A 24,151-nucleotide genomic window follows, 5' to 3' on the forward strand; every position below is an offset into this window, starting at 1 on the left:
GGAGACCTCCATGAACGACACCTATCGTGCGCTTTCAGCCGGCCAGTCGGGCGATGCCGTCTGGCTCCTGCAGGCCCGGCTGCTCGACTTCGGAGCCGAGCTCGCACACGACGAGCTGGTCGAAGGCCTGTTCGGAGCCAGCACCCGGCACCAGCTGCTGGCCCTGCAGCGGCAGCTCGAGCTGCCGGCCACCGGCGTCGCCGACGCCGACACACTGCGCACGTTGGCAGAAGCGGACGTCCCGCACCGAGGCTATGTGGTCGGGCTGGTGCTCGGCCCGGACGAACGGCCCGTCTCGGACGTCACCCTGCACGCCCTCGACCGGGATCTGCGCAGTGAGCAGCTGCTCGGCGCGGCCAGGTCGGCCGACGACGGCTTCTATCAGATCAGCTACCAGCCGGAACGGTCCGCGCGACTCGAACAGGGCAGCGCGGATGTCTTCGTCCGCGCGCTGCAAGACCAGACCGTGCTGGTCGACCCGCCCGTCGAAGACACGGTGTTCAACGCCCCGCCGCTGGTGTCGATCACGGTACGGCTGGCGGTCCGGGTCGCGCCGGAGCGCACCGAGTACGAGCAGGTGGTGGCCACCGTCGAGCCGCTGCTTGGCCAGCTGCGCTGGAGCGAGCTGGCCGAGGACGGCCAGCACCAGGACATCACCTTCCTGACCCGCGAGACCGGCCTGACCGCCGCTCAGATCGAGCATGTCGCCGTCGCCCAGCGGCTCGGCGGCGAGGCCAAGATTCCCCTTGCCTTCTACTACGCGTTGTTCGCCCTCGACACCCTGGGCGCCGCCCAGACCTGGTCGAGCCTGATCCCCCGGCTGCGCATCGGCCTGGGCACCCTCGTCAAGCCGCTGTTCTACGACATCGTGCTGCTTTCGGAGGAACAGCTCACCGCCGCGGTGAAGCAGGCCGTCGAGCGGTTCCTGGTGCCCCGGACGGTGGCCGTCCAACTGCCCGAGATCCTGGGAATCCTCGCTGAGTACCGGGACGCCGCTCGCGAGTTCGCGCGCTCCCAGCGCCAGCGGCTGGTGCTGGAACAGGTGGGTCACCTGCTGCGCACGGACGTGCCCGACCGCGTCACCGCCCTGCTGGCCGCCGACTCGTTCGGGGATCTGCCAGGGCTGTTCGCCCAGTTCCGCGACCTCGAGCTCGCCCCCTCGGAGCGGGCGGCCGAACAGGCGCAGGCCCGGCTGGCCCTCGCCGAACTGCTGGGCGACGACCAGACGCTGATCGATCTCGCGCAGGCCCTGCACAGCATCGAGGGCCCCGAGCAGCTGCACCGGCTAGCACGACTCGAACAAGCGGACTGGATCGAAGTACTGCGGACCCACGCCGCGACGCGCGACGTCCCGCTGACGGACGAAGCGGCGGCCCGTCAGGCCGCACTGCTGGAAGCACGGATGGCGACGCGCTTCCCCGCCACGGCCTTCGCCAGCCGCCTGGCGAGCGATCCCAGCCCGCCATTCGCGCAGGCCGCCACCGTGGCCGAACTGCTCCATGCGCACCCGGAGTTCGACCTCGCAACGGGCAATGTCACCACCTTGTTGGCCGCGCACCCGGAACTGACCAGCGCACCTGACGGCGCGGCAGCCGTGGCGGCGCTGCGGACGGCACAACGCGTGTTCCGGTTCGCGCCCCATTACGCGGGCAGCAAGGCCCTTTGCGAGAAGGGCCTCACCTCAGCGGGCGCCATCCAGGCTCGCGGGCGGGAACGCTTCGTCCGCGAGACGGTGCAGTCCGGCGCGTTCAGCGCACAACAGGCGCGGCACGCCCACGCCACCGCGGCCGACCTGCATGCCGCGAGCCTGCTGCTGGCCGGTCAGCTGTCCGGTGCGGCGTCCGCCACGACCGTGGCGTCGCTGGCACCCGCACCGGCGAAGCTGGAGCCGGTAACCAAGGACTTCCCAAACATGAAGAGCCTGTTCGCCACCGCGGACATGTCCGAGTGCTCCGAATGCCGCTCGGTGCACGGCGCGGCGGCGTACCTGGTGGACGTGCTGGAGTTCCTTGGCAACAGGCTGGTGGTCGACACCACCGCCACCCCGGCGGTGGTTCTGAAGGGCGCGCGCGACGTGTTGTTCGGCCGCCGCCCGGACCTTGGAGTCACCGACCTGAACTGCGCCAACACCATGACGGCCATGCCGTATCTCGACCTCGTGTGCGAGCTGCTCGAGGATGCGGTGGCCCCGGACCTGGGCATTCCGTTCGCGGGCGCGGTCACGGCAGGTGTCATCAGTCCAGCGCTGCAGGGCGCGCTGCAGGCGGCGGGGCTCGCGTTCACCGACCAGGCCGCCGTCTTCGGGCCGGACCTGGACGGCGGCTTCGTGGTACGCGACCGGCGTGCCGTCGCCGGCATCACCCCGGACGGCGGCGGCTGGCGGATCCGCACGCTCCGTCAGACCTTTGGCACCGAGGCCGAGGTCGGGGCGGCGCCGGAGTACATGAATGACGCGGCGTATGCCACCCTGGCGGCCAGCCCGTTCTGCTTCGTGCTGCCGTTCGACCTGTCCCATCAGGAGACCCGCCGGTATTTCGACCAGTTCGACGTGAACCGGGCCGAGCTGATGTCCCGTCTGCAGGTCGGTGGCAACCCGTCGGACGCGACGTGCGCCGCCGAACGGCTCGGCCTCAGCGACGCCCAGCGCCAACTCGTGGTCACCCCAGATGTGGCGGACCAGCACACCATCTGGAACACCGGCGGCAGCCCCGCGTCGGCGACCCTGTCCAATGTCGGAACGTTCGTCACCCGCGCCGGCATCAGCTATCACGACCTGCTGGAACTGCTCCAGCTCAGCTGGATCGACGGCGGCCAGAACCTGTTCGTCCAGCACCTCGACTCGAGCAGCGACCTGACCCAGAAGCGCATCGCCAACCTCGACGACTCCGGTCTGGACCGCATTCACCGATTCCTGCGGCTTCGCAACGCCACCGGCTGGCCGAGCAGGACCCTGGATCGCGCCATCCGCAGCGCAGCCGGAGGCGGCTCGGTGCTGGACGACGCCTGCCTGGTGCGCCTCACCCGGCTGGGCGAGGTCGCCCAGCAGCTCGGCCTGGGCCTCGACGCGACGCTGGACCTGCTGGAACCACTGTCGATGACCGACCCCGCCGGCAGCTACGCCGCGACCTTCCTCAACCCGGTCGCGTCGGGCTCCGTCGATCCCCGCTTCCTCCCGGCCGCAGTGCTGGCGAACGAGGCCGCCGAGGCGGCGGTCCCCGGCAGCGGGATCAAGCTTGGTGCGGCCGCCCACTTCCTCGGCCTGGCACTGGGCACCAGCCCGGCGGACACCGTAGCCTTGATCGCCCTGTCCGGGCCGGACCCGGTGCTCACCAACGGCACCATCAGCCGCACCTACGCCTTCTCCCGGATCCGCACCGCGCTGCACCTGACGGCCCCGGAGCTGAGCGGGCTGGTCGCGATCACGGGTGGCGACCCGCTCGCGTCCTCGGCCGCGCTGCGGGACTTCGCCGACGCGGCGGCCGCCGCCCGAGCGTCCGGGCTGCCCATCGAGCTGTGGCGCTACCTGCTCCGGCACGATGCGCCGGACCTCGCCAGTTACGATCTCTCCCCCTCTGCCGCCGCCTCACTGCTCGGCCAGCTGCACGACGCTTACGCCGCCGCACGCGCCGCCGACGCCTCACCGGTCAGCGCTGCCGCCACCCCCGAGGAGAACAGCCGCGCGGTATGCCCCTTCCTGACGAGACTCCCCGGAATCACCGACGCCACGGTGTCCCGACTGCAGACCCTGCTCGACGATGCCTGGACCGATCCCGCGCTCAGTGAGGCAAACTTCGTCGACAACGCCCTGGCGGGCTACTTCGATACCACCGCCATCAAGGCGGCCCTGGCCGCGCGGCAGGCCGCGGTACCGCCACGGGTCGCCGAGCGGAACGCGGTGATCACGGCTGTCGGCGCGGCAGTGAGCGACTACCTCTACCTCCGGGATCGGGACGCCGCCTTGAGCAGCACGGTCGCGACCGCGATGACGATCGGCGAGGATCTCGCGGCGGTGCTGCTCAACCACGCGTATCTGAAGGAACCGGCCGCCGCCGTCACTCCCACCCTGCACGACGTGCTGATCGACGACTCCGGCACGTCGGCGTCAGCCGATCTGCAGCAGCGCGCGGTGGAGCTGCTGCACACGATCACCCTGTCCGCCGGCAAGACCGGCCTGCCCACCGGCACCGTTGGCTGGGTGCTGGACCATGCGGCCGCCCTGGGCTGGCTGGAGTGGGACCACCTGCCCTACCGCCCCTGCCAGCCCGCAGCGGGCTACCCCGCCTGGCGACGGCTGCAGGGCTTCTTCGACCTCCTCGACGCTTACCCCGACGTCTCCGACCCCGCGCACCCGGACACGCCGGTCACGGTCGCTAGCTTCTTCGGCCTGGTGCTGTCCGGGGCCGCGATCGCGGATGTGCTGGCCTACCTCGCCCGGCTGACCGGGACGGACCCGACCGTGCTCGGCGCGCTCGACGCCCACCTCGGCCTGTCCGCACCGAACCTGTCGGCCTACCAGGATCCGGCCACCGTGAGCCGACTGCTCGGCACCGCCGCCCTGCTCCGCACCCTGGGCCTGGACGTGCCCACGGCCGCGGCGGTCACCCAGCCGGTGCTGACCCCAGCCGACGCGGCGAGCATGCGGTCGGCGCTGAAGTCCCGCTACGCCGCCGAGGAGTGGCTCGGCGTGCTTCAGCAGATCCAGGACGGACTGCGGCCGCTCAAGCGGGACGCCCTGGTGGCCTACCTGCTGGCCGTCGACCCGGATCTCCAATCGGTCGACGACCTGTACGACCACTTCCTGATCGACGTCGAGATGGGCTCGTGCATGCCCACCTCCCGCATCGTCCAAGCGCACGCCACTGTGCAGCTCTTCGCCATGCGCTGCCTGATGGGCCTGGAGCCGGCGAGCGTGGCGAGCGTGGGCCACGACGACGGCTGGAAGCAGTGGGACTGGATGGCCAACTTCCGGGTGTGGGAGGCCAACCGCAAGATCTTCCTGTGGCCGGAGAACTGGATCGAACCGGAGCTGCGGGACGACAAGACGGAGCTCTTCGCCACCCTGGACAACGATCTGCAGCAGGACGAGCTGACAGACCTAGCCGTCGAGGACGCCACCGGGGCCTACCTGGAGCGCCTGGACGACATCGCGCACCTGGATGTCATGGCGGCCTACTACCAGACCGATCGCCGGGTGATGCACGTCTTCGCCCGCACCAAGGGCGGCAGCCCGACGGTGTACTTCCACCGGCAGTTCCAGCAGGAACGCTCCTGGACGCCGTGGACCAAGGTCCCCCTGGACATCACCGGCGACCAGCTGCTGGCGTTCGACCGCAACTCGCGGCTCACCCTGGCCTGGCCGCTGTTCACCGAGGAACCGGACTCCTCCAAGGCTCCGCCGGACACTCCTGACCCGAACAGCCTGTCCGGCGGCAAGTCGAATGACAAACCCGACAAGCGCTGGAAGATCCAACTCACGGTCAGCGAGTACGCGGGCGGACGCTGGCGGGAGAAGAAGGTGTCCCAGGGGGCGCTCTACACCTCGTTCGGCCAGGCCCTCCCCGATCAGCGGCAGTTCAACTTCTTCGTCTGGACGCTCGGGGCCACACAGGCGATCAGCTGCTTCTCCCCTTCCGGGTTCGTCGGCTCCTTCGCCTTGACCGGGTGCAAGGGCTACCCGGAACCGCGTCAGGGCGGCAGCATGACCGGCTGGCTGTTCCCTCGATTCGCCGACACCGAGCTCGATTCGGGCCGGTTCATGGAGCTGGAGCATTATGCCGGAGGAGAATTGGCGATCCTTCAGCTTCCGGGCCAGAACGCGCAGCTGATCCTGCAGCAGACTCCTGCCGGGCTGTTCGACGTCGCCTATCCGCTGCAGATGACCTTGATCGACTGGATCCTGGTGGCGCTGGAGATGTGGGCGGGAGCGCAGTCGACGCAGCTGCGGACGTACGGCCGCGAGCACCGGCTGGCGCTGCCGCTCGGCACGCTGCTGCCCTACTTCTACGGCGACTACAGCCGCGGGTACGTCATCACCCCGGGCTTCTACCCGCGGGCGCGTGAGCGCGCGGGATCGACAGGCCCCGACCTCGCCCGGACCAAGAAGACCGCGTCCGACGTGCTGCGGCTCATCGACGACGCCATCGCGCTGCTCACCAAGTACCTGCACAAGCATCAGCAGAACCCCGGCGTCCCGCTGAGCGATCTGATCAACGAGCTGCGGCAGGATCCCGACTATCTCAAGTTGGTCGAGGAGTTCCAGGCGTTCCGTAAGTTGCGCTACGGCCTGGACATCCACAACTTCTACCACCCGCTGGTGTGCCGCTTCCGCGCCGCCCTGAACGCCTCGGGCATCCCAGCGCTGATGGCGCGCGATCTGCAGCTCACCAACACGGGATTCGATTTCAAGACTACCTACCAGCCCGGCAGTGAGGTGATCAAGCCCTACCCGCGGGAAGACGTTGACTTCCAGCTGGACGGCGCCTATGCCTCCTACAACTGGGAGTTGTTCTTCCACCTGCCCTTCGACATCGCCCGGCGGCTAAACCAGGACCAGAGATTCGCCGCTGCCCGGGACTGGTACCACTACGTGTTCAACCCGGTCGGCGCGACGGACGCACCGGCGCCCCAGCGGTACTGGGTCACCAAACCGTTCTTCCAAACCACCGCCCAGGACTACCTGGACGAGCGAATCGACACCATCCTGAACGCGATCGCTGCCGACCCCTCGGCGGCGAGCATCGACGACCTGGCCTTCGCGGTCTCGCAGTGGCGCGACAAACCCTTCAAACCCGATGTGGTCGCCCGCTCCCGCCCGGTCGCCTACCAGATGTCGATCGTCATCAATTACATCCAGAACCTCATCGACTGGGGCGACAGCCTGTTCCGGCAGTTCACGCGCGAATCGGTGAACCAGGCCACCCAGCTCTACATCCTGGCCGACAAGCTGCTCGGCCCCAATCCCAGGGTGGTGCCGCAGGAGGTGTCGGTTCCAGACATGACGTACCACCAGCTGCGCGGCGAGATCGACATCTTGGGCAATGCCCTGCTGGATCTGGAGAACCTCATCCCGGACTTGAACCTGCTCCCGCACCACGGCGCGGAGCTGCCCCCGCCGTCCGCGACCCTGACCTCGCTGTACTTCTGCATCCCGCCCAACGAGACGCTGCTGAAGAAGTGGGACGTGGTGGCCGACCGGCTGTTCAAGATCCGTCATTGCCAGAACATCGACGGAATCGCCGCCTCGCTGGCGCTGTTCGCACCCCCCATCGATCCCGGCGCGCTGGTACGGGCGGCCGCGGCTGGACTGGACGTCTCCTCCTTCGTCGCCGGGCTGGGCGCGCCGCCGCCGCACTACCGGTTCTCCGTGATGACGCAGAAGGCGAGCGAGCTCACCCAGCAGGTGGCGAGCCTCGGCGCCGAGCTGCTGTCCGCGCTGGAGAAGCGCGATGCCGAGCAGCTGGCCCGGCTGCGCGCCGACCAGGAGCTCGCGGTACTGGACTCGGTGCGCGAGGTGAAGCAGGCGGCCATCGCCGAGTCCCAGGGGGCGCTGGAAGCGCTGAAGAAGAGCAGGGCCGTGATCGAGGAGCGGATCACGTTCTACTCCTCGCAGCCGTTCATGAACCCCTGGGAGATCACGGCGGTGGCTCTCAATGGCGCATCGCTCATCGGAGAGAGTGCGGTGGCGCTGGGCTATGTGCTGGCGGGCGGCCTGAAGCTCATCCCGAACTTCGTGGCCGGCGGCGCGGGATTTGGCGGTTCGCCCACGGTGACCGTGTCAACCGGCGGCGACAGCATCGGCGGGGCGGCGGAAACCGCAGTCCAGGTGCTCTCGTCGTTGACGCGCGTCGCCGACAAAGCGGCAGGCATGGCCAGCGTGCAGGCCGGCTACCAGCGACGACAGGACGAGTGGGACTTCCAGCTCGCACTGGCCCAGAAGGAACTGACCCAGATGGACCAGCAGATCACCAACGCTCAGCTGCACCTGGACATGCTGGCCAAGGACCTCGCCACCCACGACCTGCAGATCAGGAATTCGCAGCAGGTCGGTACGTTCATGCGGTCCAAGTACACCAATCAGGAGCTGTACGGCTGGATGATCGGCCAGGTCAGCTCGGTCTACTTCCAGGCCTACAAACTCGCCTTCGACGCAGCCAAGAAGGCCGAGAGCTGCTACCGCTACGAGCTGGCCAACGACACCACATTCATCCGGTACGGCTACTGGGACAGCCTGAAGAAGGGCCTGATGACGGCCGAGGCGCTGCTGCACGACATCAAGCGGATGGAGACGGCCTACCTCGACAACAACGTCCGCGAGTACGAGCTCACCAAGCACCTCTCCCTGGCGCAGCTGGACCCCGGCGCGCTGCTGCAGCTCAAGACCACCGGCAAAGTCACCATCCAGGTGCCGGAGGTCGCCTTCGACCTCGACCACCCCAGCCACTACGCACGCCGCATCAAGACTGTCAGCACCTCGCTGGTCTGCAACGCCGGACCGTACACCCCGGTCGGCCTGACCTTGTCGCTGGTCAGCAACAAGTACCGGAAGACGACTGCCGTGCGCGCCGGTGCGGCCACCGACAAGGACAAGTATGCCGAGCAGGTGGGCAGCGACGACCGTTTCGCCTACAACGTCGGCAGCACCGCCTCCATCGCCACGAGCAGCGCGGTCTCGGACGCTGGCCTGTTCGAACTGAACTTCCACGACGAACGGTACCTGCCGTTCGAGGGAGTCGGGGCCATCAGCACCTGGAACATCGAGCTGCCGACCACTTTCCAGCAGTTCGACCCCGACACCATCAGCGATCTGATCCTGCACATCCGCTATACGGCGCGCGAAGGCGGCTCGGCGTTCCGGACGATGGTGGAGAAAGCCCTCGCCGCGATCGTCAACGACACGCTGCTGGTGGCCGGTCGGCAGGGGCTGTACATCTCCTTCACCCTGCGGGACAGCTTCCCCAACGAATGGTGGCAGCTCACCCAGACCGGGCAGACGACGCTGACACTCGGCGAACAGCACCTCCCCTACCTGGCACGGTCCCACGCACCGAGCCTTACGTCCTTGACATGGGCGGCGAACGTGACCGGAGCGCCGGCCAGCTACGCGCTCAACGTGGACGGCACAGCGCTGACCCTCAACCGGGACGCGACCATGAAGTCACTGTGTCTGGGCACGGGCGGCTCGCCCGTACTGGGCACACCCCTCACCATCAGCGCGGACCCCGCGAAGCTACAGGATCTGGTCGTACTGGTGCACTACACACTCAGCTGATTCGTGCCCGTTGGCGGAGCGTGCCCGGTGCAGGGGTATCGGCTCAACCATCAGCGCCGCTCTCCCAATGGGTGCGCGCCTGCGTCCCGGCGCAAGCACCCACACCCCATACTCGGTCGGGAACCACGCCCGGAGCCGTCCCCTCCGCGGCAGGGTGACGCGCTCGACCAGGCCCTCGCCGCGCAGCTTCGACAGCCACCGCCGCGTCTGCTCCATACGCACCCCGGGGCCAGCCGAACGCGCGGTCCCTGGGGTGCCCGGGCGGCGCCCTGGCCTTTTCGTGATCGATCTCGACGGAGCGATGATCGGCATGATCACGCTCGATCGGCGCGATGCGGAGCGTCCGGGTCACGTCCGTCCGGATGCCGGGGAGGCCGAGCTCGGTTACAGTTCCTGCCGGAAGCGCGGGGATGCGGGTACGCCGCCGAGGCGTGCGCAGCGGCACTCGACTGGTTCGCCGACGCACTTCCCAGCGAGCCGGTGGTGCTCTGTACCCAGACCGCAAACGACCGCGCGATGCGCCTCGCGGCGAAGCTGGGGTTCACCGAGGTGGAGCGGTTCGAGGAGTACGGCGCCGAGCAGTGGTTCGGCGTGTGGTCCTCGGTTGAGCTGGCCGTCAAGTGCGGCGGACCTGGTCCCTACTCGGGTTCGGTGGGTGCCTGAGAGGCTTGGAGTCGGCTGGCGACATAGCTGGCGCGATCTCCCCCGTTGAGCTTGTGCCAGTTGTGGGCCGTGCCGTCGGCGAGGCCGAGGAGATCGGCGAGCATCTTCCAGTGGACGGCGCCGACCATGGACAGCCAGGCCCCATTGCGGGCCTTGCTGGTGCTGGGGATGCCCAGGCGGGTCAGTCGTCTCTGCAAGGTGGTGGATGTCACGGCCTGGTCGGGGCGAAGGCCGGGGAAGAGGTAGGGCGTCTTGCGCGTCCTGAGCGGGGCGGCAAGTGGACGTCGTTCGTTGATCAGTTGTTGGAGCAGTGCCGACAGCCGCGGCCGGAGCCAGAGTGGGTCTCGGCCGAGTTGAAGACCGAGAACGCCGGGCTCCTCTGGGTGGACCAGAATGTGGTCGGGTGTGAGCTTCACCAGTCGGTCGGTTCGCAGCCCGTATTGCAGGACGAGACAGCCGGCGACTCGGTCGGTGATGTGCTCAGAGTCGTCGGTCTCCAGGCGGAGAGCGGTGAGGATCCGATCGGCATCGCTCATGATCGACCGGTCGACGGTCCTGGTCGCGCTGGCGATCGCCACGTTCCGGGGGATCAAGTGGCAGGTAGCAGCACAGAGTAAGAACGAGCGGGCCTGGTTCTGGCGGCTCTTATTTGCGATCAGCCATCGGTCGACAAGGGTCTGGGTGACGTTGTCGAGAGTGTTGCCGCGACGGCGAATGTGGGTGAGCAACACGTGCGCCGTCTGCAGCTTGCGACGGAGATGCTCCCGCTGGAACCGGTTGAAACCGGACCGTTCGAGGCGGTGGTGAGCGAGGGGCATGAGATGCCAGCGTGCGTACCGGGCAAGGACAGTTCTGTCGTGCAGATCCGCCACTTCTTCGAGACACACCCTGACATCCCGCTTGAACTGGGCAAGTTGCTCCTCGCGCGGCTCCAGCACTTCGGCAAGCACCAGCAGTCCGCGCAGGTGCTGAACGGACGCTGTTTGCCGCAGGGCGTCCAGGGCCTTGTGTGAGCATTCCAGGTCACCGCTGGCCATCGCCCGGATCAGCTGACCGCCAGGCCGTCGCAGGTAGAGGACCAGGGAGTACGGCTGTTCGTACTGCTCCAGGACTTCGGCCAGCGGGGCGAGCTGGGGCGAGCGTTCGCCGTCCGGGCCGGCGAACGTCTCGTCGAGCTCCTGCAGAGCCCGACAGCGGGGGCACTGCCCGTGTAGAAGTCTCCCAATCGCGCTGCATGTCGGGCAGCGGTAGGTGAAGTTGACGCCGGCGCACTCCGGGCAGAGTGGACGTGCCTCCTCCTGGTGGAAGACGGCCGCCAGCCGGCCGCATCGGTGGCACTCTGCGTGGGTGAAGCGGACCTCGTCGACGCAGGTCAAGCAGACCGGGCCTTCCGGCCTACGACGCTCGGCTCTAGCGAGCGTCCCGCAGCGGCTGCAGGGAAGACGCGCGGCCCCATAGCACGAGACGCAACGTGGTGTGCCGTCCCAGCTCGGCATCGGCATGGACGGGTTCTGCCCGCAGTCGCCGCAGGTGGGACCGGGACGAGCGTGCTGCCAGCAGGCCGAGCACCACGGTCCGCGGGCGTCACGGGCCGTGACCACGATCGCGTCCCATGAAGTGGTGTAGCCGGGCGGGGTCCCGGAACGCGCGGGTGGGTGCTCGGGGCGTGCATCCGTTGCCTGCGACTGCTCCCTGAGCAAGGGCAGGCCATCGCGCAAGTCTCCCTGGTGAACGGGCAGTTCAACCGGAGGAGTGCACGATGGCCTTGTCCCAGTCTGAGCTGATGCGGCTGCTGGAGTCACTACGTAGGGCCGACGGAGTTGAGGCAATCAGGGTGGTGTGCGAGCGCATCCTGCAGGAGCTCATCGAGGCCGAGGTCACCGAGGTGATCGGTGCCGCCCCGCGCGAGCACTCCGACCAGCGCGCGACGTGGCGCAATGGGCACCGGGAGAGGCTGCTGACCACTCAGGCCGGCGACCTGGACCTGAAGATCCCGAAGGTGCGGACCGGGTCGTTCTTCCCGTCGCTGCTGGAGCGGCGTCGGCGGATCGACCGGGCGTTGTTCGCCGTGGTGATGGAGGCATACGTGCACGGGGTGGAGACGCTCAACGCGGGCAAGGCGATCTGGCACAAGTGGTGCAAGTACGACGCGGCCCGCGCCCGCCAGACCACCGCAGCGGCCGCCGTGCCAGCGCCGCGGCGGACCGAGCAGCCGTACGCCACCGGCTCGGCGATCGTCGTCGAGCACGACGCCGCCCGTCTGGACTGCGACGGCCGCCTCTACCGGCTCACCATGCGCCGCCTGCTGCGCAACACCGGAGACGCCCCGATCACCCGCTACCTGATCCGCATCTCAGTCGACCCCTACCCCGGCGACCCGGAGCGCTAGAACGCCCACTACCGGGTCCACCCGCTCACCTGGGACGGACTCGCGCTCACCGCGACCTGCCGGGGGGTGGCGATGCGCTGGGAGGCCAAGCACGACCGCGACGCCTTCAAGGAGGTGTGGCTGCTCTTCGACAACGAGTAGGGGCGTTTCCCGCTCTACCCCGGCGATTCAGTGTGGATCGAGTACGCCTACACCGTCAGCGACACCAAATGGGGTCGCTGGTTCCAGCGGGCCGTACGGCTGCAGACCGAGCACCTGGAAGTCACCCTCGTCTTCCCCGCCGCGCTCGATCCGGTGGTGTGGGGCACCGAGACCTCGATGACCGCCGAGGCGTCTCCGCTGCCCAGCGCCCCCGGCAGGCAGGAGGAGGACGGAATGCGCCTGTTCACCTGGTCGACCGGCCGCCCGGCCCAGCACGCTCGCTATCGTCTCGAATGGCGATTCCGGGCGCGGCCCGAACAGGACGTGAATCAAGGGGAGTTCAAGTGACCGAGGTTCGGCCCAGCGAGCAAATGCGCAACCTGGGCGTCGTCCAGCACGGCGCCCCCATCCTGACCGAGGCGGCCCGCGCCTTCGACCTCCCCGCAGAGCGGGACGCCGCCGAACAGGCCGTGGACGCGCTGTTCGCCTCGATGGAGCGCATCGCCCAGGTGCACCCCTTCGCCAAGGGGATGGGCATCGCCGCCCCGCAGATCGGCATCGGCCGCGCGGCCGCCGTCGTCCAGCCTCCTGCCGAAGGCGCCGGCGCCATCGTGCTGCTCAACCCCCGCGTCACCGACGCCTCCGACGACACCGACGAGCAGTACGAAGGCTGCCTCAGCTTCTTCGACGTCCGCGGCATGGCCCTCCGCCCCCTGCGCATCACGGTCGAGACCACCGCGCTCGACGGCGCTACGGTCACCACGGTGTACGAGCGGGGGCTTGCCCGGCTCGTCGCCCACGAGATCGACCATCTTGACGGGCTGCTGTACCTGAGCCGGATGCGGCCCGGCACCGAACCCATCCCAGTCGAGCAATACCGGCAGACCGGCCGCAGTTGGGCGTACGACACCTGATCGAGGAGGATAGTCCCGCGCAGGGAAGGCCCCGGAGCTAGGAGCGTGGGTCAGTAATTCTGGCTCTCGGCGTCAGTGGGTGGTTCCCGGTGTTGGGTGGCGCTGGCTACGAGGATGGTGCGAATTCGGTCGCGGGGTTTGGAGGTTTCGAGCAGGCTTGTTCGTATGGGACTGGTCACTGCGGACGCCGAGCGATCGCTCGATGACTTGGCTTTGTGGAACGGGTTCTCCGGGGTTGTGGCGGTGCACCGTGGCGTGGAGGCCGAGTTCACGAAGGCCTACGGCGAGGCGTTCCGGGGATTCGGGGTCCTGAATACCGTGGATACGCGGTTCGCCCTGGCCAGCGGCACGAAGGGCCTGACGGCCGCGTGTGTGATCGGGCTTGTCGCGGACGGCCTGCTGGATCTGGCGACGACCGCCCGGTCGGTGCTGGGCCGCGATCTGCCGCTGATCGGCGGCGACGTCACTGTCGGGCACCTGCTGGCCCACCGGTCTGGCATCGGTGACTACTTCGACGAGGATGCGGGCTTCGACGTCACCGACCACGTGCTTTCGGTGCCGGTCCACACGCTCGTCGACACCGAGGACTACCTGGCCGTGCTGGACGGCCACCCGGCGAAGTTCAGGCCGGACGAGCGGTTCTGCTACTGCAACGGCGGATACGTGGTGCTCGCGCTCATCGCCTCCCGGGTCGCCGGTGTGCCGTTCCACGATCTCGTTCAGGAGCGCGTCTGTGTACCGGCCGGGATGACGGACACTGCGTTCGACCGTACCGATGAACTGCCAGAGCGGACCGCTGTCGGCTATCTCAGGGCGGCTGGCGATCGGACCAATGCACTGCACCTTCCAGTACGCGGCAGCGGCGATGGCGGGATCTTCTCGACGGCCGCGGACGTGGCGGCGTTCTGGTCGGCGCTGTTCGGCGGCCGCATCGTGCCGCAGCAGTGGGTGGAGCGCATGGTCGCGCCGGTCAGCGACGTGCCGTCGAAGAAGCGCCGCTACGGACTGGGATTCTGGCTGGCCGGGGCGGGCGATCGCGTGCTGCTCACAGGCTACGATGCGGGCGTCTCGTTCCAGACGACTTACGATCCGGGGACCCAGCTCAGTGCGACGGTGGTGTCGAACACGACGCCGGGTGCGTGGCCCATGGCGCGGCAACTCACATACCTCGTCATGCCTGATGCCTGACAAGGTAATGCCAACCTCGCCGGTCATTCGTGATCTTCTGTATGGAAGAATCTTGGTATGTCTGGTGGGGATGGTCTGTTCGAGGTGGAACCGGCGGCGGGGGTGAAGCCGGGGAGCGGGCCGTCGGCACCGGTGACCAAGACGTTCCGCGTGTTCGCCCCGGATCAGACGCTGTTGCTGCCGCCGTCGCTGGATGAGTGGCTGCCGCAGATCATCTGGCGCGGTTCGTCGCCGAGCTGGTCGACGAGGCCCTGGACCTGGCCCCGATCCTGGCGGCCTACACCGAGAAGCGTGGCTTCCCGCCGTATGACCCCCGCCTGATGCTGCGGCTGCTGATCTACGGTTACACCACCGGAGTGCGCTCCTCGCGGGCGATCGAGCGCAAGTGCGTCGACGATGTCGCGTTCCGCTTCACGGCCGCCGGCCAGGCCCCGGACTTCCGCTCGATCGCCCGGTTCCGCCGCCGCCACCTGGACGCGCTCGCCGACCTGTTCACCCAGTCCCTGCACCTCGCGCAGAAGCTCGGCATGGTCAAGATGGGCCGCGTCGCCGTGGACGGCACCAAGCTGGAGGCCAACGCCTCCAAACACAAGGCGATGAGCTACGGCCGCCTGATCGACAAAGAAGAGCGGATCGAGGCCGAGATCGCCCAGCTGGAGACCGAGGCCACAGCCCTGCTCGCCGATGCCGAGTCGACCGACGAAGCCGAGGACCAAGTGTTCGGTGTCGACGGCAAGAACACCGACCTGCCCGCCGAGCTGGACCGGCGCGAGAAGCGCCTGGCCAGGCTTCAGGCGGCCCGCGCCCAGATCGAGGCCGAGGCCGCCGACAAGGCCCGCCGCCACGCCGAGGACAAGGAACGCCGCCGCCAGGAGCGCGCCGGCACCGCCGACGAGGAGGCCGTCACCGATGCCGGTGAGGCGACCGCCGCCAAGGCCCGGCCCAAGCCCAAGGCGCAGGCCAACTTCACCGATCCCGACTCGCGGATCATGAAGAACAGCGACGGCGCCTACATCCAGGCATACAACGCCCAGGCCGTCGTCGACGAGCAGCATCAGGTCATCACCGCCGCCGATGTCACCCGCAACGCGTCGGACGCGCTGAACTACAACGCGATGCTCGACCAGTCCGCCGCGAACACCGGCATCCACCCCAAGCAGGCACTGGTTGACGCCGGCTACTGCTCCGAGACGAACCTCGAAGCTGCGAAAAAGCGCCAACTGTCCTGTGGCACCGACACCTTCATGGCTACCGGGCCGCCTCGGCCACGACGAACAGGTCCCACCACGCGGCCAGGGTCCGCAGGGCTGTCGAGGCCGGCAACGACCGCGGCTACCGCGCGCCGTCGCTGGTCCAAGGGGCCACCGGAGGAGGGTGATCCACCTGGGGCAGGGGTCCGTCCGCGTCCGGGCCCTCCCGCCACCACTCCGCTGCGGCCCCCGCAGCGCGCATGAACAAGAGCCTGGGCCTTCCGAACGGCCGCCCGAGCATTACGGCGCCGAGCATGGCGACGACGGTCCCCGCCGCAATCCACCACCGCGACAGCTGGGACAGCAGCGTCTTCACCGCGTCACCGCCCGCGGCGGGCTCGATGGGCAGCGCACCCGAGCGCAGCCACTGCACGGCGCAGCCGACCAGTACCACGGCAAGGGCGCCGAGGGCCAGCCTCAGCGTGATCATCGCCCGGGACGTATGGGTGGCCACTGTCCCCGGGTTCTTCCCCATGACCTGAGCCGTCTCCGCCTGGGTGAACCCCAGCGCCTTGGTGCACAGCACCGCCGTGCGCTGCTGCGGCGGCAGCGCGCTCAGCGCCGCCTGCAGGTCCAGGCGCCGGTCGGCTGCGTCGCAGTGATCGGCGGCGGGACCAGAGGCCTCTAGCTGTACGTCGGCGTCTCTGGACCTGTAGGCCAGGCCGGAGCGGTAGCGCCGGGCCACGTGCCGGACCTCGTTCTTGATGACGGCGAAGACGTACGGCCGCAGCTTCTCGTCCAGCTCGGCGCGGGTGAGGACGCTCGCGAGGGCGTTCTGCACCACGTCCTCGGCGTGCACCCACGCTGGCGGGACGTCGAGGGCCGCGAGCCGCTTGCGGGCGTTGCCGACCAGCTGCCCGTACCGCTCGGCGACCAGGTCCGACAGGGCCTCGGCATGTGGTGACGTCTGCTGCTCAGTCATGCCGCCCCTGTTTCGCCGCGCGGCGCTCACCGGCCGTGCCGCGCCCTGTCCCCTGCCTGGCTCGCACCAGTTCCGCCTTGCCGGCCGCCCGGATGCGGAAGGCGATGCTCTGCAGCACGCTGCTCAGCCCTGGCGCGCACACGGCCACCAGGAACACGACGACGGCGCCAACGCCCATACCCTCCACGGAAAACTCCTCCAGTCTGCGGCCCCGAGCGCCTCACCGTGAAGCAGCGGCCGTACGCACCCTGACAGTCCTTCGGCCGCCGGATTCTTGACACGGCGACCAAGTTTTTTTTGGCTGAGGGCGGGAGTACTGTCCTGACGCCGGGCGCGGAGTCGCCGAACCGGAACCACCGCTACCGACAACCACTGTTCTGCTGTTCCAAGCGCCGCCAATTGCATCGGATGCGAACTCGCGACGGTCTGCGATGCGGCGTCGGCGGATGCCCGAATTCCCCTGCGTGACCAGGGCGGTTGAGGCCCTGAAGCGGCATGCGACGTTAGCGGGTGGTGGCACCTGAACGCCAGCCGCGTCACTCGTATGGCTGGCTGGCGTGCGGATCGGCGGCCGACTCGCATCGGATGCGGTTTTCTCGCACCGAATGCGAGTGACGGAGGGTGGCGGAATGGTGGGGTTCAGCGGGTCGGTGCCGGGGGCGGCGAGGCTACATCTGGTCGACGGGGTCGCGCTGCTGCGGCCGGAGGAACAAGTCTTCACAGCGATGCTGACCGGCTTCGCCAACCAGCAGCTGGCCCGCAATCTGGCCCGCACGACCGTGGAGGGCCGGGAGAACACGGTGAAGGCGTTCGCCGCCTACGTGAACACCTATCCGTGGCACTGGACGCCGGCGATGGTCGACGAATGGCTCGGTGACCTGCGCTCTTTGCGAGAGTTGAAGCGTTCGACGATCCGCTCGTACTCCGAGGCGGTGCGGGCGTTCTGCCACTTCATCACTGACCCTCTCTACGAGTGGACGGCGACCTGTCAGGAGCGGTTCGGGACCCACCCCGTCCAGGTCGTGCGCGAGTGGAACACCGCGGTGCACGTCCAGGACAACGAGGCGGACGCGAAGAAGCGCGCGTTCGGCGAGTACGGCCGGTGCCTGGTCCGCTTCGGCAAGGCCAAGAAAGGTTCGCCGCCCAAGCGCCGCGGGGTGCTGACCGTGTGGGACTGGCCCCCGGACGTCCTGGACGAGTGGTTCACCGAGGTCCGCCCGCTGTTCGGAGCCGACAACAACCCGGCGGCCTGGCCCTCCGAACGGGGCCTGCGGATCGGCTGCCAGCGGCTCAACTCCCGCTTCATCGCCTACCGCAAGGCCCTGGGCCTGGACGACGGACTCGACTTCCACTCCTTCCGCAGGTCCTACGTCACCCACCTCATCGAGGACGGCTGGGACCCGCGTTTCGTCCAGGAACAAGTCGGCCACGAGCACGCCAGTACCACCTCGCTCTACACCTGCGTGTCCTCGGACTTCCGCACCCGCACCCTGCGGCGGCATCTGGACTCCACCATCGCCGCGGCCCTCCAGACCCAGACCGGGAAGCAAGCATGAAGCGCAAGGTCGGATACGTGTGGCGGCTGCGCGAGGTCATGGCCCAGCACCAGATCTTCACGGCCACCGAACTGGTGCCGCTGCTACGCGAACGGGGCATCGACCTGTCCGCATCCCAGGTCCACCGCCTGGTTTCCGGCACCCCGGAACGCCTGTCGTTGCAGATCATGGCCGCGCTCTGCGACATCCTGTCCTGCACCCCGGCCAACCTGGTGACCACCACCGCCGAGAACGCCGGAGTCCGCAAGACCGCCACCGACGACCTGCCCGCCCCGCCCGCGAACGTCGCGAAGCTGCGGCCCCGCGCCGCCCGCATCCTGCCCGACTCATGACCCGCACCTACGCCACTGACGAACAGTACGAGCGCTGGTACATGGCCGAGTGCTGCCGCTGCGGCCGCCGCAGGCACAAGGGCGGCAGTTGGCCGGACGGATACGTCTGCCGGACCTGCTCGGACCGCGCCGTCCGGACACGGGGGACGTGCCCGGGATGTGGCCAGGAACGTGCCCTTCCCGGGCTCCGCCCCGGTGACGGGGCCCCGATCTGCACCACCTGCGCCGGCTTCTCCCAGACCTTCGACTGCTCACGCTGCGGCTTTGAGGGCAAGCTTCTGGGCGGGCGACTGTGTGAACGCTGCACTCTCTCCGACCGCCTCACGGCGCTCCTGGACGACGGCACCGGACACATCCACCCTGCGCTGGTTCCGCTGTTCGACCTGCTGGTGGCGATGGACCAGCCCAGGAGCGGGCTGGCCTGGCTGGAGATGCGCCGCGGCCAGCCGGGAAACGCCTCGCAGTTGCTGCGTCGGCTCGGCCTCGGTGAGATCCCGCTGACGCACGACGCCTTCCACGAGCTTCAGCCCTGGCGGGCCGCCGCTCACCTGGAAGAACTCCTGATGACCTGCGGAGTCCTGCCCGCGGTCGACAAGTACCTGTGTTCCTTCCAACGCTGGCTTCCCGGGCATCTGGCACGCATTGCCGACCCCGAGCACGTCAAGACGATCAAGCTCTTCGCGACCTGGCGTGTCCTTCCTCGGCTGCGGGCGCGCGCCGAGCGAAGCCACATCACACCCAGCGTCCGACGGTTCGCCGCCGAGCAGATCAAGTACGCGACCGCATTCCTGCAGTGGCTCGGCGAGCGCAACAGCACCCTCGCGTCCTGCGGTCAGATCGACATCGACGCCTGGTGGGTAGGGAACAACGAGCACAGCCGCACCTGCCTGCGAGCCTTCCTCAGCTGGGCAATGCAGAGCCGCCGCTGTCGACGCACCCTCTCCATCCCCGCGATGAAAGTCTCCCGGCGGGCCGCGCTGAGCGAGGACGAGCGCCTCGATGCCCTTGGCCGGCTGCTGACCGACGCGGAGATACCCATGCGTCTCCGAGCCGCCGGAGTCATCGGGCTCCTTTACGCACAGCCCGTGAGCCGTATCGTCCGGCTCAGCGTCGACGACGTGATCCGCGACGGCGACACCGTGCTTCTACGGCTCGGCGAGCCAGCCTCGCCCGTTCCTGCACCGGTCGCCGCGCTGCTGCTGGAGCACATCGCAAACCGCGACAACATGAACACTGCTACCAACCCTGCATCCTGCTGGCTCTTCCCCGGGCGCCGGGCGGGCCAGCCGTTTCGCCCCGACCACCTGTCTGCGCTCTTGAACGAGGTCGGGGTCCCGGCCGCCGCTGCCCGCGGTGCTGCCATCCGACAGCAACTCCTCGAACTACCCGGCCCCGTCGTTGCGGACGCCCTCGGCTACCACGACAAGACCACCAGCCGCCTCATCAGAGAGACAGGCGGGACATGGAGCCGATACGCCCCAGGAGATCACGCAAGGTCACCAACAGGCTGGCTTCCTCGAGGACCGGCGACAGTTGATTAGGTGGTCACACCAGCACCACGGCCGGAGACCTGCGACCAACCTGATGATCAATCCCGTAATGGAAACCTGACGATTCGACTTGACGCCTAGTCAGCCGTAATGGAAACCTTACGGCCATGAAGACGACCATTGAGTACGACGGGCATGTGTTCAGCACCCGGGATGTGTTGGACGAGTCCGACCCTGAGTTCATCGTTCCCGTGGGCTTGGTGGCCGCGTGCAGCTGCGGCTGGCTCGGTGCCTCCGCCGCTCCCGGCATGGAAGGGAAGGGCGGCTATCAGGGCGGTGAGGCACACGTGATCACGGACGAGGAGGGCGAGGCCGAGCGGGCAGCAACGGCCGAGTGGCGCGATGAGCACATCATCTTCATCGAAGACAGCGCCATCCCGGCAGCCCTCGCCAAGCACATCCGCGATGTCGGTGAACAGCTTGACGCCCTGATCCAGGCGGACAAGCCGATGGCCGCCCTGGCCGCGATCCGCCTGTCGGAGGGCAACTTCGCCCGCCAGGCCCGCGACGCTGCCCTACGCGCCAGCTACCTGGATCACTCCTGGTCGCAGATCGGCGAAGCGCTCGGTATCTCCAAGCAGGCGGCGTGGGAGCGCTACGGGAAGGTCCGCCCCGAGGCTGGCCGGTGAGTGCCGCGATCCTCGCCGAGGGCGAACGTATGGAGACTGAGGCCAGCCGACTGCACCTGCTACTCCGTAGGAAGGGGGCTCAACGGAATCTGCATCAACGCCCAGCGCATGAAGGCCAGCAGAGCGTCGCCGGCGATGTCCTCAAGTCGGTCGAAGTCCTCCGGCAGCACGTCGAGCAGGAAGTGCTCGACCTCCCGGTCGGCTCGCTTGATCAAGATGAGGGAGCGGTAACAGATCTTGGGGGGATGCTCAAGAAGGATCGCTCGCAGAGACCCCGTCGCATCGTCGGCCAGGTGCTGATCCAGCCATCCAGGCTCACGTCCCCTGCCGAGGTTAAGCCGCTCGCTCTTCGAACTCAGTCCTACCAGGTCTTGCTTGCTCACACGCTTGATCGCTTGGGGCACCTTCTCCGGCATGAAAGCAGGCTAGCCCTCGACGGCCAGAACGCGAGTTGCGCACAGGGCAGACCGTGCACCCTTGCGACGCCCCAGCACACACAGTGACTGCAACGACTCTCGGCAGCAGTACTCGCGACAGTTGAATACGCGAGCCCACCAGTACCGAGGCCGGCGTCGGATGGCGGTCTTCTCGTCGATGCCGAAGACGAGGGCGAGGTGGAGCGGGTCGGCACGGTTGGTGAGGGATTCTTCCCCACCTTCACCCCGACCGATGACCTGTCGGGCACCGTGAGAACGCTTCAGGAATCCCGAATTTGCATCAGTCGACGGCAAGACACCCCTATGAGGGAGAACACCCTGGCCAGCAGGCCAGCAGGCCAGCAGGCCAGCAGGCCAGCAGGCCAGCCGATCAACGAGGCTCAGAAGAACCCACGGGATGTCGCACACCGTAGTAATCGCCGAAAAAACAACGGATATCCCTGACCTGCGGTGATGTGGCCCGGCCCGACGGCGGTCAGCCTTCCTGTCCCATGGGTTCGACAGCGGCGCCTTCGCGGTGCTTGCGCAGTCCTCGGTACAGCGTGGAGCGGCTGACGCCGAGCTCGGCGGCGACCTGTTCGGGGATCGCGCCGTCCCGTTGTTTTTTCGGCGATTACTACGGGGACCCCGTAAAGGGTGGTCAAGAGAACGATTGCGCCGACCACGGCATGATGGCAATCGTTTTCAATAATTAAGTCCTGCTGATGCGGGCGATCTCATTTACAGACCCGTGCCGTCGACGTGCCGTATGACGTGCGGCTCGCGGTGTCCGGCGCTGCGCCGCCGGTCGTGGACCAGTACGGCGTCGGGGTAACCGCAGTTCACGCACGCGAGCTGCGGATCCCGCCCCTGCAGCGGTCCCATCGCGAGCGTGGAGATGCTGTGCTCCGTTAAGCAGCGCAGGCAGTACAGCGCCGAGCGGCTGATCGCGTCGATGTCCTGCCCCGGTGCCGCTATCAGCCTGACGGCGGGAGGCATCTCGGAGGAGGGCGAGGCGAAGGCGCGGAAGGTGGTCGCGAGCAGCGCGACGTCCTGGTCGCCGCCGAGGGACGCGGCCTGCGTGAAGAGTGCGAACTCCCGGTGCAGTGGCCGAATGCGGCCGTCCACGCTGAGGCGCGTGACGGAGTGCCCGCCGGACTTCCGGCCGCCGAATGAGAGACGGGATCGCAGACCTTTCCACATGGCGGGCCCCCGGTGGTCGACGTCGTTGTCCGTACATCGCCTGTCCAAACTACCCAGAGTAGGACGAGAGGCGGAGCTGCCTGGTCGGCACTGGAGGCGTTGTCGATGACGGTTACGCGGGTGGAAAGGCCGACAGCACCCCATTAATCATCAGATCGACGGAGGTGCCATTAAAGCAGAGTGCTCCCTGCATCACGGATGAGCCAACCAAGATGACTCTCCCGGGTATAACACTTCTGTCTAGTGGCATGCCCGTCAGAATGCCACCCGGAGCCATTGGCGATGGAACCGTACGAGTCGTCAAGGGCATGAAGTCTACGCTCCCATTGGCAGCGACGTTTAAGCTCTGGCGAACGTCGAAACGCGCCATTGGTAGGTCAATATGGCCAGTCGATCGTTCGAAGACCCCAACCACTGTTGACGTGGTCTTGGCGCTTATGAAGTTTGTGACCGTAAACGGAGGGACGCCGGCAACAACCGTCCCAACGACGGTATCAGGAAAAGTGAACTCCACAGTTACGTAGTCGATATTCGAGAAGGTCATGCCAGCTGGGACGTTAGAGGCCCCACCGGCAGTGAATATGGACGCATTAGCGGAGACCGACACCACGCTATTCAAGAGTGCGCGGACCGGGTGGGGGTACTGCGGAAGACCTTCGCAATCTCGCAGAGAGTGCTCCAGCTCAACGACTTGCTTATAGAGCCTCGTGACCTCTTTCTTGAGCCTTTGTTTGTTTCCGGAGTTCACGGGCTCGGCCAGCCAGTCCTGTTGGGCAATGGCTAGCTCATTCCTGGCGTACTGCAGTTGGCTTTCGATGTCTTGACACTCAGGCTTCACCACGGCGAAACCTCCGAAATTAGATATTCGAAGCCTCGCGCCATAGTGTGCATTAGCGCCACCTCGTGCACCAGCCAACTGACAGCGGCTACGCCAGAGTTACGTCTTCAGCGTCCTGTCCTCAAGCGTCCGTCGTACCCGGGTTGAGATCCAGGCAGGGCCCGTTTCGCTCGCGGACTCGCCACCCGACGTCGGGGCACGCACCAGCGGGCCATCCGACATTCGCCCCCGTTGGGCCAGGGCCGGTCCTCGAGTGCTCGCCGACCCTGCCGGGCGCCGGGCTGGCAGGCCCGTACGGCATCCTCGGCCGGCCCGGCAGTAAGGCCTGAGAGGCAGGACCGTCCGTGTACAGGCGTGGGATGCAGTGCGTCAGTTGTCCTGCCCCAGAGGCTCTGTCGGTGCCCCGATCTACCGTGTCGGTCATGGCACCTGCTGAGATCACGCCCGCGGGGATTCTCCAAGCGATTGCGGAGCACGATCGAGTCGGGCGGGAGACGTTCCTTGCGACTTACGGCTTCCGTGCGGCTGCCACCTACTACTCGGTCACGGTGGGAGAGAGCACGACTCCAAGGCCATCGCCGGCGTTGCTCATCTGTATGACTTCGGAGAAGCCCTCAAGCCATCCCAGTTCAGCGGCGGCCTCAAGCACGCCGTCGCCTGGCTGCAACGAGAAGGCTTCACTGTGGTGGAGCCGCCGAAGACCTTTCACAGGCGGGTCGGAGACGTGCGACCGGCACGCCGCACGGGCGGCACCGCAGTGCACCGCCCCGCGCTCCTGCTCTGGGCTATCGGACAGGCCATGTGAATCGTCGTGGACCGAAGATCTCGCCGTTGTCGGTAACGGATGCCCAGCGGGCAGTACTTGAGGGGTGGGTGCGGCGTCGCTCAACGG

The 24,151-nt window shown here is 67.7% G+C and carries 15 protein-coding genes and 4 pseudogenes; 13 read left to right on the top strand and 6 right to left on the bottom strand.

Translation table 11 applies throughout. From position 1 onward, the window contains the following. Positions 1-10 precede the first annotated feature (10 nt). Both IEY95_RS33525 and IEY95_RS33530 read left to right on the top strand, forming a co-directional pair. Positions 11-9,268 carry a Tc toxin subunit A-related protein gene (locus tag IEY95_RS33525; protein WP_189189930.1) on the top strand — a complete coding sequence of 3,086 codons (9,258 nt, stop codon included), beginning with the start codon at positions 11-13 and terminating at the stop codon, positions 9,266-9,268. 108 nt (positions 9,269-9,376) lie between these two features. Further along, a pseudogene (locus IEY95_RS33530) lies at positions 9,377-9,931 on the top strand (GNAT family N-acetyltransferase). Here the strand turns inward: IEY95_RS33530 and IEY95_RS33535 are convergent. Continuing rightward, a complete protein-coding gene (locus IEY95_RS33535) occupies positions 9,907-11,307 on the bottom strand; it encodes a hypothetical protein (RefSeq protein WP_189189931.1) in 1,401 nt (466 codons plus the stop codon). The pseudogene IEY95_RS33530 and the gene IEY95_RS33535 overlap by 25 nt on opposite strands. Positions 11,308-11,690: 383 nt before the next feature. On the opposite strand from IEY95_RS33535, the pseudogene IEY95_RS33540 reads away from it, so the two are divergent. From IEY95_RS33540 to IEY95_RS33560, 5 genes and pseudogenes are all read left to right on the top strand, one after another. After that, positions 11,691-12,035 (top strand): annotated as a pseudogene (locus tag IEY95_RS33540) (transposase); the annotation flags it as partial. 456 nt (positions 12,036-12,491) lie between these two features. Next, positions 12,492-12,809, top strand: coding sequence for a hypothetical protein (locus tag IEY95_RS33545; protein ID WP_189189932.1), 318 nt, complete (start codon positions 12,492-12,494; stop codon positions 12,807-12,809). Beyond that, on the top strand, positions 12,806-13,375 hold the full coding sequence (locus IEY95_RS33550) for a peptide deformylase (RefSeq protein ID WP_189189933.1): 570 nt from the start codon (positions 12,806-12,808) through the stop codon (positions 13,373-13,375). The genes IEY95_RS33545 and IEY95_RS33550 overlap by 4 nt, the downstream gene beginning before the upstream one ends. 165 nt (positions 13,376-13,540) lie before the next feature. Then, on the top strand, positions 13,541-14,563 hold the full coding sequence (locus IEY95_RS33555) for a serine hydrolase domain-containing protein (protein WP_189189934.1): 1,023 nt from the start codon (positions 13,541-13,543) through the stop codon (positions 14,561-14,563). 132 nt (positions 14,564-14,695) lie between these two features. Beyond that, positions 14,696-15,866 (top strand): annotated as a pseudogene (locus IEY95_RS33560) (IS1182 family transposase); the annotation flags it as partial. Positions 15,867-15,895: 29 nt separating this feature from the next. On the opposite strand, the gene IEY95_RS33565 reads toward IEY95_RS33560, so the two are convergent. Together IEY95_RS33565 and IEY95_RS33570 are read right to left on the bottom strand one after the other, a co-directional pair. Beyond that, complete coding sequence (locus IEY95_RS33565) at positions 15,896-16,735, bottom strand: sigma-70 family RNA polymerase sigma factor (RefSeq protein ID WP_189189963.1); 840 nt, start codon at positions 16,733-16,735, stop codon at positions 15,896-15,898. Beyond that, on the bottom strand, positions 16,728-16,913 hold the full coding sequence (locus tag IEY95_RS33570; RefSeq protein WP_189189964.1) for a hypothetical protein: 186 nt from the start codon (positions 16,911-16,913) through the stop codon (positions 16,728-16,730). Before IEY95_RS33570 ends, IEY95_RS33565 begins: the two co-directional genes overlap by 8 nt. A 451-nt stretch (positions 16,914-17,364) precedes the next feature. Between IEY95_RS33570 and IEY95_RS33575 the strand changes: the two genes are divergently transcribed. From IEY95_RS33575 to IEY95_RS33590, 4 genes are all read left to right on the top strand, one after another. Next, the gene (locus IEY95_RS33575; RefSeq protein WP_189189935.1) at positions 17,365-18,291 is read left to right on the top strand and encodes a tyrosine-type recombinase/integrase; all 927 of its coding nucleotides are present in this window, start codon (positions 17,365-17,367) and stop codon (positions 18,289-18,291) included. Continuing rightward, positions 18,288-18,623: a helix-turn-helix domain-containing protein gene (locus IEY95_RS33580; protein WP_189189936.1), complete on the top strand. Its 336-nt coding sequence runs from the start codon at positions 18,288-18,290 to the stop codon at positions 18,621-18,623. Before IEY95_RS33575 ends, IEY95_RS33580 begins: the two co-directional genes overlap by 4 nt. Further along, the gene (locus IEY95_RS33585; protein WP_189189937.1) at positions 18,620-20,164 is read left to right on the top strand and encodes a site-specific integrase; all 1,545 of its coding nucleotides are present in this window, start codon (positions 18,620-18,622) and stop codon (positions 20,162-20,164) included. The genes IEY95_RS33580 and IEY95_RS33585 overlap by 4 nt, the downstream gene beginning before the upstream one ends. Before the next feature lie 116 nt (positions 20,165-20,280). Continuing rightward, the gene (locus IEY95_RS33590; RefSeq protein WP_189189938.1) at positions 20,281-20,802 is read left to right on the top strand and encodes a hypothetical protein; all 522 of its coding nucleotides are present in this window, start codon (positions 20,281-20,283) and stop codon (positions 20,800-20,802) included. 59 nt (positions 20,803-20,861) lie between these two features. Here IEY95_RS33590 and IEY95_RS33595 read toward each other — a convergent pair whose 3' ends face one another. From IEY95_RS33595 to IEY95_RS33610, 3 genes are all read right to left on the bottom strand, one after another. Beyond that, a complete protein-coding gene (locus IEY95_RS33595; RefSeq protein ID WP_189189939.1) occupies positions 20,862-21,218 on the bottom strand; it encodes a hypothetical protein in 357 nt (118 codons plus the stop codon). A 741-nt stretch (positions 21,219-21,959) separates the two neighbouring features. Continuing rightward, entirely contained in the window at positions 21,960-22,346 is a 387-nt protein-coding gene (locus IEY95_RS33605) for a hypothetical protein (protein ID WP_189189940.1), read from the bottom strand. A 187-nt stretch (positions 22,347-22,533) separates the two neighbouring features. Further along, positions 22,534-23,262: a hypothetical protein gene (locus IEY95_RS33610; protein WP_189189941.1), complete on the bottom strand. Its 729-nt coding sequence runs from the start codon at positions 23,260-23,262 to the stop codon at positions 22,534-22,536. 419 nt (positions 23,263-23,681) lie between these two features. Between IEY95_RS33610 and IEY95_RS51190 the strand changes: the two are divergent. Continuing rightward, positions 23,682-23,887: pseudogene (locus tag IEY95_RS51190) on the top strand (ScoMcrA-related endonuclease); the annotation flags it as partial. 96 nt (positions 23,888-23,983) lie between these two features. After that, entirely contained in the window at positions 23,984-24,064 is an 81-nt protein-coding gene (locus IEY95_RS51195; protein ID WP_505994120.1) for a phosphorothioated DNA-binding restriction endonuclease family protein, read from the top strand. Positions 24,065-24,151: the final 87 nt, after the last annotated feature.

The organism is Streptomyces albiflavescens (genome assembly GCF_014645835.1).
Lineage (GTDB): Bacteria > Actinomycetota > Actinomycetes > Streptomycetales > Streptomycetaceae > Streptomyces > Streptomyces albiflavescens.

What these genes read in the sequence shown, in the direction of transcription:
- IEY95_RS33570 (WP_189189964.1), bottom strand. Translation starts at nt 16,913, where the DNA reads ATGGGCGTTGGCGCCGTCGTCGTGTTCCTGGTGGCCGTGTGCGCGCCA.
- IEY95_RS33580 (WP_189189936.1), top strand. Translation starts at nt 18,288, where the DNA reads ATGAAGCGCAAGGTCGGATACGTGTGGCGGCTGCGCGAGGTCATGGCC.
- IEY95_RS33555 (WP_189189934.1), top strand. Translation starts at nt 13,541, where the DNA reads ATGGGACTGGTCACTGCGGACGCCGAGCGATCGCTCGATGACTTGGCT.
- IEY95_RS33585 (WP_189189937.1), top strand. Translation starts at nt 18,620, where the DNA reads ATGACCCGCACCTACGCCACTGACGAACAGTACGAGCGCTGGTACATG.
- IEY95_RS33525 (WP_189189930.1), top strand. Translation starts at nt 11, where the DNA reads ATGAACGACACCTATCGTGCGCTTTCAGCCGGCCAGTCGGGCGATGCC.
- IEY95_RS33575 (WP_189189935.1), top strand. Translation starts at nt 17,365, where the DNA reads ATGGTGGGGTTCAGCGGGTCGGTGCCGGGGGCGGCGAGGCTACATCTG.
- IEY95_RS33590 (WP_189189938.1), top strand. Translation starts at nt 20,281, where the DNA reads ATGAAGACGACCATTGAGTACGACGGGCATGTGTTCAGCACCCGGGAT.
- IEY95_RS33565 (WP_189189963.1), bottom strand. Translation starts at nt 16,735, where the DNA reads ATGACTGAGCAGCAGACGTCACCACATGCCGAGGCCCTGTCGGACCTG.
- IEY95_RS33595 (WP_189189939.1), bottom strand. Translation starts at nt 21,218, where the DNA reads ATGCCGGAGAAGGTGCCCCAAGCGATCAAGCGTGTGAGCAAGCAAGAC.